General features: G+C 72.2%; 11 protein-coding genes. 3 read left to right on the forward strand and 8 right to left on the reverse strand.

What is annotated here, in order from left to right; all coding sequences use genetic code 11:
* Nucleotides 1-2: 2 nt before the first annotated feature.
* The 4 genes from ATC03_RS21185 to ATC03_RS20425 form a co-directional block, all read right to left on the reverse strand.
* Complete coding sequence (locus tag ATC03_RS21185; RefSeq protein WP_067880295.1) at nucleotides 3-3,485, reverse strand: hypothetical protein; 3,483 nt, start codon at nucleotides 3,483-3,485, stop codon at nucleotides 3-5.
* A complete protein-coding gene (pyrE, locus tag ATC03_RS18255; protein WP_067880298.1) occupies nucleotides 3,485-4,057 on the reverse strand; it encodes an orotate phosphoribosyltransferase in 573 nt (190 codons plus the stop codon). Before pyrE ends, ATC03_RS21185 begins: the two co-directional genes overlap by 1 nt.
* A gap of 51 nt (nucleotides 4,058-4,108) precedes the next feature.
* Nucleotides 4,109-5,506: a threonine/serine exporter family protein gene (locus ATC03_RS18260; RefSeq protein WP_067880301.1), complete on the reverse strand. Its 1,398-nt coding sequence runs from the start codon at nucleotides 5,504-5,506 to the stop codon at nucleotides 4,109-4,111.
* Nucleotides 5,507-5,750: 244 nt separating this feature from the next.
* Nucleotides 5,751-5,990 carry a hypothetical protein gene (locus ATC03_RS20425; protein ID WP_152031013.1) on the reverse strand — a complete coding sequence of 80 codons (240 nt, stop codon included), beginning with the start codon at nucleotides 5,988-5,990 and terminating at the stop codon, nucleotides 5,751-5,753.
* A 20-nt stretch (nucleotides 5,991-6,010) separates the two neighbouring features.
* On the opposite strand from ATC03_RS20425, the gene ATC03_RS18265 reads away from it, so the two are divergent.
* Complete coding sequence (locus ATC03_RS18265; RefSeq protein ID WP_067880303.1) at nucleotides 6,011-6,955, forward strand: LysR family transcriptional regulator; 945 nt, start codon at nucleotides 6,011-6,013, stop codon at nucleotides 6,953-6,955.
* An 83-nt stretch (nucleotides 6,956-7,038) separates the two neighbouring features.
* Here ATC03_RS18265 and ATC03_RS18270 read toward each other — a convergent pair whose 3' ends face one another.
* Nucleotides 7,039-7,431, reverse strand: a complete 393-nt coding sequence (locus ATC03_RS18270) for an SHOCT domain-containing protein (RefSeq protein ID WP_152031014.1) — start codon at nucleotides 7,429-7,431, stop codon at nucleotides 7,039-7,041.
* Nucleotides 7,432-7,685: 254 nt separating this feature from the next.
* Between ATC03_RS18270 and ATC03_RS18275 the strand changes: the two genes are divergently transcribed.
* Nucleotides 7,686-10,373 carry a winged helix-turn-helix domain-containing protein gene (locus tag ATC03_RS18275; protein ID WP_067880309.1) on the forward strand — a complete coding sequence of 896 codons (2,688 nt, stop codon included), beginning with the start codon at nucleotides 7,686-7,688 and terminating at the stop codon, nucleotides 10,371-10,373.
* Here the strand turns inward: ATC03_RS18275 and ATC03_RS18280 are convergent.
* The 3 genes from ATC03_RS18280 to ATC03_RS18285 all read right to left on the reverse strand — a co-directional run bounded on the left by ATC03_RS18280 (nucleotide 10,345) and on the right by ATC03_RS18285 (nucleotide 11,262).
* Complete coding sequence (locus ATC03_RS18280; protein WP_055862886.1) at nucleotides 10,345-10,566, reverse strand: hypothetical protein; 222 nt, start codon at nucleotides 10,564-10,566, stop codon at nucleotides 10,345-10,347. The two genes, ATC03_RS18275 and ATC03_RS18280, sit on opposite strands and share 29 nt — an antisense overlap.
* Nucleotides 10,567-10,640: 74 nt before the next feature.
* Nucleotides 10,641-10,802, reverse strand: a complete 162-nt coding sequence (locus ATC03_RS20770) for a hypothetical protein (RefSeq protein ID WP_169829229.1) — start codon at nucleotides 10,800-10,802, stop codon at nucleotides 10,641-10,643.
* 1 nt (nucleotide 10,803) lies between these two features.
* On the reverse strand, nucleotides 10,804-11,262 hold the full coding sequence (locus ATC03_RS18285) for a DUF6325 family protein (RefSeq protein ID WP_067882569.1): 459 nt from the start codon (nucleotides 11,260-11,262) through the stop codon (nucleotides 10,804-10,806).
* A gap of 195 nt (nucleotides 11,263-11,457) precedes the next feature.
* Between ATC03_RS18285 and ATC03_RS18290 the strand changes: the two genes are divergently transcribed.
* A complete protein-coding gene (locus tag ATC03_RS18290; RefSeq protein WP_067880312.1) occupies nucleotides 11,458-13,827 on the forward strand; it encodes an arylsulfatase in 2,370 nt (789 codons plus the stop codon).

A 13,827-nucleotide genomic window follows, 5' to 3' on the forward strand; every position in this document is an offset into this window, starting at 1 on the left:
GATCAGGCGGACGGGCCGGGGCCGGCGATCGAGCCGGTGATGGCCTCGCCGCCCGATCGGTTGGCGAAGCAGTAGTACGTGCGCTCGCCCGCGGCCCACTGCTCCTCCGTCACCGGGTAGCTGCCCTGCACCTGCAGGTCGGGGATGCCGGCGGCCGCCGCCACGTCGACGATGCCCGCCGCCGTGCACAGCGTGCTCATCTGCTCGCCGAGCGGCCCCTCGCCGGGGAACGCCGCTGCCGGGTCGCCCGGGAGCGTGCCGCGGTAGACCAGCTGCGCGGCGTGCGGGGCCGCGCAGTCGACGACCGTGTACTCGTTCTCCCAAGCCGAGGGGAACGGGTCGAGGCACTCGCCGCCGAACAGCGTGTTCCAGGCGTGCACTCCGGCCGGTTGCGGGGCCGTGGGCGCCGCGACCGGCGTCTCGGACGCGGCATCGCTCTGACTCGCGGACGGCGTCGAGGCCGCTCCGGAGCCGGCGCCGAAGAACTGCTTGCCGAAGAAGAAGAGCCCGGCCAGCACGACCAGCACGACCAGTCCGCCGGCGACCCAGATCAGGGGCTTCGCCGGGCCCCGTCCGCCGGAGCCGCTGCCGGATCCGCCCGACGATCCCGAACCGCTTCCACCTGGCGCACCGGATCCGCTTCCGGGGCGCCCTGCGCCGCCCGAGTTGCCGGCGGAACCGAAGCCGCCGTTGCCGGAGGCGCCGCTCCCGGAGCCGCCGTACGAACCGGCGCCCGAACCGGTGCGGCCGTTGCCTGCACCGCCCGCGGGCGTGCCGGATGCCGCACCGAACGCCGCGAAGCCGCCCGCCGAGGCACGACCGGAGGCAGCGGCTCCCGCCGCAGCACCGGCGAAGGCACCGGCCGAAGCCGCGTATCCGGCACCGGCACCAGCGGTGACCTTGACCGGACCGGTCGGGTCGAAGAGCGAGGCGAACGGGTTGTCGTCGGGCTCGTCGGCCTCGACGTGCTGGTCGGTCGCGGAGTACTGCTGCCAGGGATCGGCGGGGGCGACGGGCAGACGCCGGGTCGCGCCCTGCTCAGGGGCGAAGGGGTCGTTCGGCTGCGCGTCGGCGAATGCGAACGGGTCGTTCGAGAACGCCTCGCCCTGGTCGGACTCGGCGTGGTCGGGCACGACCTGCAGCATCGCGGTGGCCGCCGGCGGCTCTTCGGGGGCCGGTGCGGAGAACCAGCCGCCATCGGTGTCGGGGTCGGCGTGGGCGTCGGTCGAGTCGTCGCTCCACTCGGCCGGTCCGAAGGGGTCGTTCGCGGCGAACGGGTCGTTCGCCGAGATCGGCTGCACGGGCGGCGCGGCCGGCTGACGCAGGATGCCGGGGGTACCGGATGCCGCGGCGGCGGTCGCTGCCGCGGCGAAACCGGTCGCCGCAACGCCGGCGGCCGCCCCTCCGAACGCGAGCGCGCGCAGGGGCGAGCCGTGCGGCTCGTCGGCCCGGGGGTCGTCGGCGGTCGGATCGGGGCGAATGCCCCACTGGTAGGCGGGCTCCTCCTCGTCGGCGGCAGGCGACTGCTCGGCGGACCACTCGTCGGCGGGCACGGCCGACCACGCACGCGCGGTGCCGTACTGCGGCACGAACGGAGCGTCGTCCTGCCGGTCGTCACGGACGTCCTCGTCGTCGTCGAACGCGAGGCCGAGTCCGGCGAGGCCGTCGTCTTCGGCGGCGGACGTCGGCTCGTCGGCCCGCGCCACCGCGAACGACCGCTCGTCGAGCTGCGGTGACGACACCGGACGGGAGGCCGCGAACGGCGTCGTCTCGGCGGCGAAGGCCCCGAAGCGACCGTGGTCGGGTGCGACGGGTTCGGGCCGCGCCTGCTCGAACGCGGTCGCCGCAGCACCGGCACCGAGCGCGGCGAGCAGGTCGTCGACCGGCTGCGCGGGCTGGGGTATGACCGGGGCGGATGCCGCGGTTGCCGTTGCGAACGCCGGGAACGGCGTTCGTGGTCCGCCGAGGTCGGCCGGCGGCGTCACCGTCGGGAGGGCGCGCGTCCGGGCCGCGAGGAACTCCGCCTCGGCTGCGGCTTCGGCAGCGGCATTGGCCTCCGCTCGGGCCTGCGCCTCCGCGGCCGCGCGGGCGTCGGCGGCTGCGCGGGCATCGGCCGCAGCGCGCATCTCGGCCTCCGCCTCGGCCTCGGCAGCGGCCTTCGCCTCGGCGAGCGCGTGAGCCGCGGCAGCAGCCCGCGCCTCGGCGAGCGCGGTCGCCTGCGCTTCGGCCTGCGCCGCGGCCTCCGATTGGGCCTGAGCCTCGGCCTGCGCCGCAGCCTCGGCCTCGGCGTGCTGCTGCTCGAGCACGAGCCGTTCGCGGCGCGTGAGTTCGGCTGCGGCGGGCGCGGCGGGCGCGACGGCGGCGACGGGCTCCTGAAGCGCCGACCAGAGATCCGCCTCGTACTCGGCGACGGGTGCGGGAGACACGGGCGTGAAGGAGCTGCGCGACACGGGCGGCGGCGCGAACCCGGCGAAGGGGGATGCGTCGGCCGCGTCATCCGTCGTCGGGTCGAACGCGGTCGGCTGGTCGAACGCGGTCGGCTGGTCGAACGCCGACGCGACGGGCACCACGGGCGAGACCGGACCAACCGTCGGCACCGGAGCGACCGGCGTCGCGGGCGTGGTCGGGGCCGCGGGCGCGGCGGCGTCGGGCTGCGACAGCCGACGGAAGGCGTCGCGGAGCGCGTCTTCGGAACTCAGCGCGGCGCCGGCGCCGTCGGGCTCGCCCCAGGTGAGGGCGAACGGGGCGGTCGGCGTGGCCGGCCCAGGGACGACCGGCGGCGTCGGCTCGGGCGCGCGCGGCGCGGCAGCGGGAGCCTCGGGCCGAGAGTCCCAGGGGGACGACGGCGGCTGGCCGAAGGGCTGTGCCGCTCGCTGAGGCCCGACGGGCGGCTCCACGGTGAGCGGCGGGTGCGAGGCCGGGGCCCCGGCGGAGGGTGAGGTCTGCGGGGCGACGGGCACCGCGGGCTGATTCCAGCTCGGGAAGGGCGACGCCTGCGGTGCGGGCGTCGGAGCTGCGGGAGCTGCGGGAGCTGCGGGCGCAACGGGCGCTGCGGGTGGGACTGCGGCAGGCGGCCACGCCGCCGCAGCGGGCGGGGCTGCGGATGCCGCGGCCCCCCACGTCGGCGGTGCGACGGGCCGCTGCGGCGCGGCCGGGAACGACTGGGGATACGCCGGGGCCGCCGAACCCTGCTGAGCGAGCGGCTCGCCGACGATCGGCAGGGCACGGGTCGCCGTGTCACCCGCGGGCGGCTCGGCGAGGGAGAACCAGTCGAGCACCTCGTCGTTGCGACGGGGCGCCGGCTCGGCCGTCGGAACCCCAGAGGTGTGACCGGATGAAGGCGGGGCGACCGGGGCGCTGGGCGCCGAGGGCTGCGCGAACGACGGCGGCGTCACGGGGTGCTGCGGGCGCGGCTCGCCGCCGCCCGCCGCGAGCTGCGCGAGGAGCCAGTCGGCGTCGTTGCCGCCCAGACGGTCGCCCGACATCAGGCCAGGCCCAGGTCGTCCAGGTAGATCGCCGCGAGGTACGGCACGCCGGCGGCCTCGATGACCTCGCGTGCCCCGGTGGCACGGTCGACCACGACGGCGACGGCGACGACCTCTGCGCCGACCTTGCGGAGCGCCTCGATGGCCTTGAGCGGCGAACCGCCCGTGGTCGAGGTGTCCTCGAGGACGATCACGCGCTTGCCCGCGACATCCGGCCCCTCGACCTGACGGCCGCGGCCGTGGTCCTTCGGCTCCTTGCGCACGACGAACGCGTCGTACTCGAGGCCGCGCGCAGCACCCTGGTGCAGCACGGCGGACGCGATCGGGTCGGCGCCCATCGTGAGACCGCCGACCGCGGCGACATCGGGGATGTCGGCGATGAGGTCGATCATGACCTGGCCGATGAGCGGCGCCACGCGGTGATCGAGGCTGACCTTGCGGAGGTCGACGTAGTACGTCGCCTTCTTGCCGCTGGTCAGCGTGAAGTCGCCGTGGAACACCGCATCGGCGGAGATGTGGTCGATGAGCTGCTGACGGATGTCGGCGCTGCTCTGGGGGTCTGTGAGCGTCACCCGAATACTCTACGGCGCACTCGCCTGAGAGGAAGGTCCGGATTTTCGCGTTCAGCGCTCGGGGCGCCGGTCATCGGCCTCCGCCTGCGCACCGGCATCCGCCCGCCGCGGCTTCGGACGACGACCCCAGAACGACCGCGGCGTGCCCGGCAGGATGCGCGCCCAGAACGGCGGCTCCTCGGCCTCGGCGAGGGCCGCGGGCACGTCGATGTGGAACTGCGCGATCTCCTCGGCGCCGTGGTGCACGACCCGGTACAGCGCGGTGCCGATGAGCACGCCGAGCGCGATCGACATGACCGAGGTGAGCGCGCTCGCGAAGCTCTCCAGCCCAGCGCTCGAGCCGACGGCCTCGGTGATGCCCACGAGCCCTGCGGCACCCGGCACGAGCAGCCAGAACGCCGGGAGGAAGGTCAGCTGCGAGGGCGCGCCGTGCCGCAGGGTCGCGATCCAGAGCACGACGGGCGTCATCGCGAGCGCGCCGATGAATCCGCTCACGGCCTGTCCGACGAGCACGATGCCCACCTGCTGGCCGGTGAACGCGACGAGCAGCGTGAGGAGCACCCAACCGAAGGCCCCGCGCGGCGCCGAGAAGTGCAGGTAGTTGCCGATCGCGAACAGCAGCACGCCGCCGAGCGGCACCCACCAGGGCAGGGCGGCGGATGTCTCGAGCGGCACGTACGTCGAATCGTCGACGCCGATGAGGGTGCCCGCCGCGAGGATGCCGAACGCGAGGAGGGCGAGCTGCACCAGCCCGAACACGAGTCGGGAGGCGCCGGCCACCATCTGGCCGGCCGCGAGTTCGACGGTCGCCGTGGTCAGCACGCCGCCGGGCAGGAACGTCGCGAGGGGCGCGATGAGCAGTCGGATCGGGTCGCCGATCTCGATGTACGGCGCGAGGAGGAACACGCTCAGCGCGCAGACGAACGCGGCGAACACGGGGAACACGAGCTGCAGCGTCGGCGACCGCACGAGTTTCAGCAGGCCGATGAGGGCGCCGAGCGCGAACGCGACCAGCGCACCCTGCCAGGTGGGCGCGAGGAGCAGGGCGAGGCCCGTCGTGAGCACCGCGTGCCCGAAGACGCGCACCGGCCAGCCGAAGCGCTGGTGCATCGCGCCGATCTCGTTGAGCCGGTGGATGCCGTCGAGGGGGTCGATCATGCCGGCCCTCGCGACCTCGATGAGGCGGTACAGGGCGGCGATCTGGTCGAAGCGGAACGACACGTTGATCGCCGAGCGGATCGCGACCCGACCTTCTTCGGCCCCGCCCGTCTCGATGAGCACGACGGTCGGCAGCACGACGACATCGGTGTCCGCCCGGCCGTACGCCTTCGACACGGCGGTCATCGTCTCGCCGATCTTGTCGACGGACTCCCCTGCGGCGTTCATGCCCTCGGCGAGACCGAGGAGGAATCGGCGCAGCACCGCCTGGTCGGCGACGACGTCGGTCATCTCTCCCCCTCGCGTCTCACGGGCTCGCGTCGAGGCTCACGGTATCCGCCGGATCGGCTCCGGGCGGCGAGCACACGCGGTGGCGGATGCCGCGGGCCGGCGCCGAGCGGGCGACGGCGGCGCATCGGCATCCCCCCAGCGCATGCCGATGCGCCGCGGGCACACGATGAAGGGCCGCCCGGCGGAGTGTCCCTCTCCGTGGGCGGCCCTGGACCCGGCGATGCCGGGGGTGTTCGCGCGACCTCTAGACGGTGCGCGCGAAAGTCTCGTTCGGCTGACGGCGGTAGCCGTCGCGGGTGGCGAGAACGATCGTGCCGACGATGCCGGCGACGGATGCTGCTGCGACGAAGATGAGCGTGGCCATGATGGTTCCCTTTCGAACGGTGACGGCTGAGTGATCGAGCGGATCGTTGCGCCGTTGCAACCCTTCGATGGCTCTATTCTCCTCCTCCAAACGATGCAGCACAAGCTCACAGAACTGCAATGAATATGTAGGCTGGCTACATGGACGTGAACCGGCTCGACCTCCTCCGAGAACTCTCGGAGCGCGGCAGCGTGACCGCGGTGGCCGAAGCGACCGGGCGCACCCCGTCGGCCGTCTCGCAGCAACTGAAGGTGCTCGAGCGCGAGGCCGGCATGCCGCTGACCGAGCGCAGCGGCCGGGGGCTCGTGCTCACGAGTGCCGGCCACGCGCTCGCCCGCAGCGCGGCCGACGTCGCCATCGCGCTCGAACGCGCGACCGCCCTGTGGGACGAGTTCCGCAACCACCCGAGCGGTGAGGTCACGCTGCTGACCTTCCCGACGATCGGAGCCAGCCTGCTGCCCGGTGTGCTCACCGACCTGGCGAGCGTCGCCGGGCTCGTGGTGCACTGCACCGACCTCGATCCGGAACTCGCCGGATTCCCCGACCTGACCTCCGACTACGACATCGTGCTCGCGCACTCCATGCCGGGCGAGCTGCCGTGGGGCGGTCGCGGACTCAAGGTCGTGCCGCTGCTCACCGAGCCGCTCGACGTCGGCATCCCGAGCGACCACCGCCTCGCCGGACGCTCCCACGTCACGAGCGCCGACCTCGTCGACGAGACCTGGCTCGGGGTTCCGCTCGGCTTCCCGTTCGAGCGCATCCTGCACTCCATCGAACAGCAGGGCGGCAAACGCGTGCACGTCTCGCAGCGCTTCAGCGACATGCGCATCATCGAGGCGTTCATCGCCGCGGGCCAGGGCGTGGCGTTCGTGCCGCGCTTCACCTCGGGCGCGGTGCCGGAGGGGGTCGTGCTGAAGCCGATCCGAGGGGTCACCTCGGCCAGGCAGATCGTCGCCCTCGTGCGACCGGATGTCGCGGAGCGGCTCGCCGTGCGCACGGTGCTCGACGTACTGACGGCCCGAGCCTCCCGGCTCGAGCAGTCCTACGCCCATCCGTCGCGCGGGCCTCAGCCGGCCGCGGACTGACCCGCGCCGACCACGACGCGAACCGGGGTTCGGGCGGCGACGCGCGACATCCGCAATGGTGATGGGCGCGCCGCCGGCCGGACTCAGCCGTTCTGCAGTGCCTTCGCCTTCAGCGCGTCGAACTCGGCCTGCGTGATGGTTCCCGAGTCGAGGAGGCGCTTGCCCGACTCGATCTCGGAGGCGGCGGAGGACCCGCCGGACGACCCGGCGACCGTCCTGATGTACTCGTCGCTCTGCGCACGGGCGGCCTGCACCTCGGCGAGCTTGCGCTCATTCATGCCGCGTCCGCGTGCGATGAGGTAGATGAACGCCGCCAGGAAGGGCAGGAAGATGAGGAAGACCACCCAGAGCGCCTTCGCCCACCCGTTGAGCGTGGGGTCGCGGAAGATGTCGACGATCACCGTGATGAAGACCCAGATGCACGCGATCAGCACGTAGAACCAGAACAGCCAGACGAAGAAATCCCAGAGGTTCACGGTGGTCCCTTTCGATCCGGGCGTGCTCATCACGCCCGCGTGAGCACGACCGTATTGTCGGCGCCGCCCGCACGCATCACCCTGAACGGATGACTCCGACGCCGCCGTGATGCGCCGGAGGCCGGCTCGCACACCCCGAATCGGGGGTCGGGGGGCATTCGCATCGGCTCCCGCCGGTGTCATACTGACCGGGTGTCGACCGACACGCGTCTGCCGGGGAGCGAGCAGCCTCGGTCGACAGTCGGGCGGGACGCATGGTCGAACAGGTGTCGGCGGAATACCTCGTGGAACGCCCCGACCTGCTGCGCAGGCTGGACCACGCACGGGACCTGCCGCTGACGATGATCGTCGCCCCCGCCGGCGCCGGCAAGACCGTGCTGCTCCAGCAGTGGGCCGCGGCGACGCCCGGACTCGCCATGGCATGGATCGGCATCGAGCCCGACGACGACGACCCGATGCGCTTCTCGCGTCGGCTGCTCGCGGCGCTCTCCGCCGTCCGCACGCGGATCGGCGGGCTCATGCGCCTGTCGGCGCTCGGCGCGGGCGGGCTCGGCGACCCGTTCCTCGACCACCTGGCCACCGAACTCGCGTCGTTCCCCGAGACGGTCATCGTGCTCGACGATCTCCACCACCTCTCCAATCGCACGCTCCTGGCCGACATCGGTCGCCTCGTCGCCGCGATCCCGCCCAACGTGCACCTCGTGATCGCCACGCGCTCCGATCCGCCCATCGCCTGGAGCCGCCTGCGGCTGCGCAACCGCATGCACGAGCTCCGCCAGCTCGACCTCGCCATGACCCGTGACGAGTCGGCGGAGCTGCTCGCCCGGATCACGCGCCGCGACATCGGGCCCGACGCGGTCGACGCGATCGCCTCCAGGACCGAGGGCTGGGCGGCCGGACTGCAGCTCGCGGGACTCACGCTGAAGTTCCAGGGCGAGTCGGAGGAGTTCGTCGCGGAGCTCAGCGGCAGCGACCGCCTCATCGCCGAATACCTCACCGAGGAGGTCCTCGACGCCCTCTCCGACAGCACGAGGACCCTCCTGCTCCGGATGTCGGCGCTCGACGTGATGACCGCCGAGCTCGTCGACCACGTGCTGGGGCGCACCGACGCCCAGCAGCTCTTCGAACAGCTCGAGCACGAGTCGATGTTCCTCGTGGCGATCGACCAGCGTCGCACGAGGGTCCGATTCCACCACCTGTTCCGGGACCTCCTCCGCTACCGGCTGCGCGCCGAGGATGCCGCCGAGGAACGGCGCCTGCTCGTCGCGGCGGCCGATTTCCACCTTGCGCACGGCGAGCTGACGCCCGCGGTCGAGTACCTCCTCCGCTCACGCGAGTGGGACCGCGCGCTCGATGCGATCATGTCCCGCGGCAGCGACGTCTTCGAGCGCGGCGAGATGCACACCGTGATCCGCTGGATCACCGCCGTCCCCGAGCACGCGCGCGCCGACCGCCTCGACGTGCAGCTCGAGCTCGGCATCCTGGTGGGCATGCAGGGCGAGAGCATCCGGGCCGCCGACGCGTTCCGGCGGGTGGCGGACGACCCGCGGGCGACGAACGGCGAGCGCGCGATCGCCGATGCGTGGATCTCCGCGACGGCGCAGTGGTGCACGTCGCCCGACGAGACCCTCCGAGCCGCCGAGCGCTTGCTCGCCCGACTCGAGCTCGAGTCGATCGACACTCCCGACCTGATGGGCCTCACGACTCCCGAGCTCCTTCGGACGCTCGCGACGGGATCCGGCGGGCGATCGCACTTCCTCCTCGGCGACCTCGTCGAGGCCGAGGCGTGGATCGAACAGGGCCTCGCCACCGACGGCGTCGCGTACCCGCCCTATCGCGTGGGCCTGCTCGGATCGCTCGCCCTGCTCCACGCATGGTCGGGCCGACTGGCGGATGCCGAGCTGCTCGCCGCCGAGGCGATCGAGACGGCCGCCGCGGCGGCGCTCGTGATGCATCCGATCATCGCCGACGCCTACCTCGCCCAGGCGCTCGTCGCCCACGAGCGCGGGCGCCCTGAAGCCGCCGCCCGCCCGCTCGAGAACGGCGTCATCGCCGCGGAGTCCAACCACCGCTCCCAGCTGTCGTGGATCGCTCGGTACGAGGCCGCTCTCGCCGCCGGACTCGAGGGTCGGTTCGAGGACGCCCTCGAGCTCACCGAACTCGTGCCGCACGACGCCGACGGCGCCGCCGGCGCCGGCCGGATTCCCGCTTCCGCCCCCGCGCCAGTTCCGGCTCCGGCTCCGGCGGTCCGCGACCGGCTCGTCGCGGCCCGCATGAGCGCCCTGCGCCGGAGCGGTCGCGCCGAACAGGCGCTGCACCTCTACCCTGCGGACCGCCGCGGCCTCGGCGCGGCGCCGTCGATCGCCCTCGAGGCGGTGGCCGCGTCCCTCGCGCTCGGCCAGGTCGACGCGGCGAAGGCGCTGCTCGCCGACTCGACCGACCGGTTCAGGACCGAGCCGCCACGAGGGGCGGTGCAACGACTCCTGCTCCGCGCCTGGGCCGCCGCCCTCGAGGGGTCGCGCCATGCAGCCCTGGAGTTCGTCGACGCAGCACTCGCACGGGCCGAGCCCGAGGGCCTGGTCGCGCCGTTCCTCGAATCGGACGATGTCGTGCTCGATCTCGTGGCGGACCTCGCACCGGTTCGGGGCGGTCTCGCCGGCACGGTCGTCGCGCTCGACGGGCGGCGGATTCCCGCGCGTGCGAACGCCACGCTCGCCGAGCCGCTCACGGACCGCGAACTCGAGATCCTCGGGCACCTTCCCGATCACTCGACCACCGCCGAGCTCGCGGGCATGTGCTTCGTCTCGATCAACACGATCAAGACCCATACCGCGCACATCTACCGCAAGCTCGGCGTCACCGGGCGGAGCGCGGCGATCGCCAAGGCACGCGAACTCGGCCTGCTCGCCCCGCTCAGTCGGGCCGATCACCTACGTGCGTGACCGCCTCGATCTCGACGTTCAGGCTGCGGAGGAGGTCGAGCACCCCGAGCAGGCGGGCCTGATCCGGCACCTCTCCGCGAAGCCGGGTCGAACCCGGACCGCTCGCGACCACGTCGAAGTCGACGAGCTCATCGGTGATCATCGGTCCGAGCTCACCGCGCACCAGGATGTCGAACGTCTCCCGGCCCCCCATACGCACCTCCGGACTCGCACGACGTCGTGCATCGCGCCTCGTGCTTCTTCGCTTCGATCGGGCAGAGGGCGCGACTAGATGCGGCGACGTCGCCCGGGGGTGACGGCTGCTCCGATCACCGCGGCCTTCGCCACCGGCGCCGGACCCGGACGGACCGCGGCGCCGACGACCGCGGCCTTGGCGACGGGGGCGCCGATGACGCCGACCCGTCCGATTCGTGCTGGCCTCAGCGGCATGTCACGCTCCTGTCGTCTCGAATGGCTCGTCGGCCTCGATGGAGGCGAGGATCGCCTGGATCGGGATGCGGCCGTTGGCGATGAGCTGGCCACCTGCCCGCCGCGTTGCGGCCGCGAACGGCCCCGCCCAGATGTTCTCGTAGACGATGACTCCGGCGACGCTGCCCGGGTCCATCGCAGCGGCGAGGTTCACGACGTCGTCGGCTGCGAGCAGCTCGGCGAGATCTGCTTCGAGGGCGACGAGCGGACCCAGGTCGCCGGCGTCGGCGAGCTCCACCGCCTCGATGTCGCCGTTCTCGTCCTTCGCCAGGACGATCGCATCGATGAGCCGGATGGTGCCGGCCTCGACGAGGTTCACGAGTTCCTTCGCGATCTCGCCCGTGAAGGTCTGATGGCCCGCGGGGAACTCGATGACGAGGTAGTCCACCGGTCCCAACTCGTCCAGTCCGTGCTCGGCCATGTCAACCGTCCTCTGCTTCACGCGTTCCCCCGAACGATGCGGTGCCGCATCGAAGGTCACGATCCTCGCGAAGGCCTCCGGGGGCATCACCCGATAGGGATGATTCGGTCACCACGTCGGTTCGGTACCGTGTGGCCGTCGACCCGCGGCGGCCCGATGGCGCCCGCCGGTCGCGATCCGAGGGGGAGAACGAGCATGAGTCCTGATCGCCACGCCCGCACGATGCTGCCGATCCCCGATCGGCAGCCGCCAGGACTGACCACGTACGACGCGAAGGACCCGCAGACCTCCTATCCGCCGATCGAGGTGCTGCTCCCGCCGGAGGGTGCGCCCAACGTGCTCGTGGTGCTCATCGACGACGTCGGGTTCGGCGCCTCGAGCGCCTTCGGCGGGCCATGCGAGACTCCCAACTTCGAGCGGCTCGCCGCCGGCGGCCTGAAGTACAACCGGTTCCACACGACAGCGCTCTGCGCGCCGACTCGGCAGGCCATGCTGACCGGGCGCAACCACCACTCGGTCGGCATGGGCAGCATCACCGAGACCGCGACCTCGGCGCCCGGCAACAGCTCGCTGCGGCCCAACACCAAGGCGCCGCTCGCCATGACCCTGAAGCTCAACGGGTACTCCACGGCGCAGTTCGGCAAGTGCCACGAAGTACCCGTCTGGCAGACCTCGCCGATCGGGCCGTTCGACGCCTGGCCGTCGGCCGGCGGCGGCTTCGAGACGTTCTACGGCTTCATCGGCGGCGAGAACAACCAGTGGGATCCGGCGCTCTACGACGGCACCACCCCCGTCGAACCGCCGAAGACGCCCGAGGAGGGGTACCACCTCACCGAGGACCTCGCCGATCGCGCCATCGGCTGGATCCGCACCCAGAAGGCCCTCGCGCCCGAGAAGCCGTTCTTCGTCTACTTCGCGCCCGGCGCGACGCACGCGCCGCACCACGTGCCGAAGGAGTGGCCCGAGAAGTACGCCGGCGCGTTCGCCGACGGCTGGGACGCCCAGCGCGAGAAGACCTTCGCGCGCCAGAAGGAGCTCGGCGTCATCCCGGCCGACGCAGAGCTGACCCCCCGGCATGCCGAGATCCCCGCGTGGACCGACATGCCCGACGACCTCAAGCCCGTGCTCGAGCGCGAGATGGAGGTCTACGCCGGATTCCTCGAGCACACCGACCACCACGTGGGCCGGGTGCTCGACGCCATCGAGGCGCTCGGGGTCATGGACGACACGCTCATCTACGTCATCATCGGCGACAACGGGGCATCCGCCGAGGGCACCGTCAACGGCGCCTTCAACGAGATGGCGAACTTCAACGGCATGGCCGCCCTCGAGACCCCCGAGTTCCTGCGGTCGAAGATGGACGAGTTCGGGTCGCCCACCTCGTACAACCACTACGCGGTCGGCTGGGCGTGGGCGATGGACACGCCGTTCCAGTGGACGAAGCAGGTCGCCTCGCACTGGGGCGGCACCCGCAACGGCACGATCGTGCACTGGCCGAACGGCATCGCCGAGAAGGGCGGCCGACGCTCCCAGTTCACGCACTGCATCGACGTCGCACCGACCATCCTCGAAGCGGCCGGGCTGCCGGAGCCGACCATGGTCAACGGCGTACTGCAGTCGCCCATGGAGGGCACGTCGATGCTGTACTCCTTCAACGACGCGGATGCCGCCGAGCGCCACGACCTGCAGTACTTCGAGATGTTCGGCAACCGCGGCGTCTACCACCAGGGGTGGAGCGCGGTCACGAAGCACCGCACCCCGTGGGACATGGGCGGCGGCGCGACGATCGCGTTCGACGACGACGTCTGGGAGCTCTACGACGGCGCCGGGGGCGACTTCAGCCAGTCGCGCGACCTGTCCGCCGAGCATCCCGAGAAGCTGCACGAGCTGCAGCGCCTCTGGCTCATCGAGGCCGTGAAGTACAACGTCCTGCCGATCGACGATCGCACCGGCGAGCGCCTCAACTCGGACCTCGCCGGGCGTCCGACGCTCGTGCGCGGAGACTCGCAGCTCTTCTTCCCCGGCATGGGTCGGCTCACCGAGAACAGCGTGGTGAGCATCAAGAACAAGTCGTGGTCGATCACAGCCGAGCTCGACGTGCCGGAGGGCGGGGGGAACGGCGTCGTCATCGCACAGGGCGGACGCTTCGGCGGATGGAGCCTGCACCTGCACGAAGGGCGGCCGAAGTTCACCTACAACCTGCTCGGCATCCGCTCGTTCGAGACCGAGGCGACCGAGACCGTGCCGGCCGGCATCCACCAGGTGCGCATGGAGTTCGCCTACGACGGCGGCGGCCTCGCCAAGGGCGGTGGCGTCACGCTGTACGTCGACGGCACGTCGGTGGCCACGGGACGCGTCGAGGCCACCCAGGCGATGATCTTCTCGGCCGACGAGACCACCGACATCGGCTACGAATCCGGCACGACCGTGAGCCCCGACTACACCGCCGGCACGAGCCGCTTCACCGGACGCATCGAGTGGGTGCAGCTCGACCTGGGTGACGACGACCACGACCACTTCATCGACCCCGACGAGCGGATGCGCGTCGCGATGGCCCGTCAGTAG

Source organism: Agromyces aureus (genome assembly GCF_001660485.1).
Taxonomy (GTDB): domain Bacteria; phylum Actinomycetota; class Actinomycetes; order Actinomycetales; family Microbacteriaceae; genus Agromyces; species Agromyces aureus.

Excerpts from the sequence above, each read along its gene's own strand:
- ATC03_RS21185 (WP_067880295.1), bottom strand. The coding sequence starts at position 3,485 with ATGTCGGGCGACCGTCTGGGCGGCAACGACGCCGACTGGCTCCTCGCG.
- ATC03_RS18260 (WP_067880301.1), bottom strand. The coding sequence starts at position 5,506 with ATGACCGACGTCGTCGCCGACCAGGCGGTGCTGCGCCGATTCCTCCTC.
- ATC03_RS18265 (WP_067880303.1), top strand. The coding sequence starts at position 6,011 with ATGGACGTGAACCGGCTCGACCTCCTCCGAGAACTCTCGGAGCGCGGC.
- ATC03_RS18275 (WP_067880309.1), top strand. The coding sequence starts at position 7,686 with ATGGTCGAACAGGTGTCGGCGGAATACCTCGTGGAACGCCCCGACCTG.
- ATC03_RS18280 (WP_055862886.1), bottom strand. The coding sequence starts at position 10,566 with ATGGGGGGCCGGGAGACGTTCGACATCCTGGTGCGCGGTGAGCTCGGA.
- ATC03_RS20770 (WP_169829229.1), bottom strand. The coding sequence starts at position 10,802 with ATGCCGCTGAGGCCAGCACGAATCGGACGGGTCGGCGTCATCGGCGCC.
- ATC03_RS18285 (WP_067882569.1), bottom strand. The coding sequence starts at position 11,262 with ATGGCCGAGCACGGACTGGACGAGTTGGGACCGGTGGACTACCTCGTC.
- ATC03_RS18290 (WP_067880312.1), top strand. The coding sequence starts at position 11,458 with ATGAGTCCTGATCGCCACGCCCGCACGATGCTGCCGATCCCCGATCGG.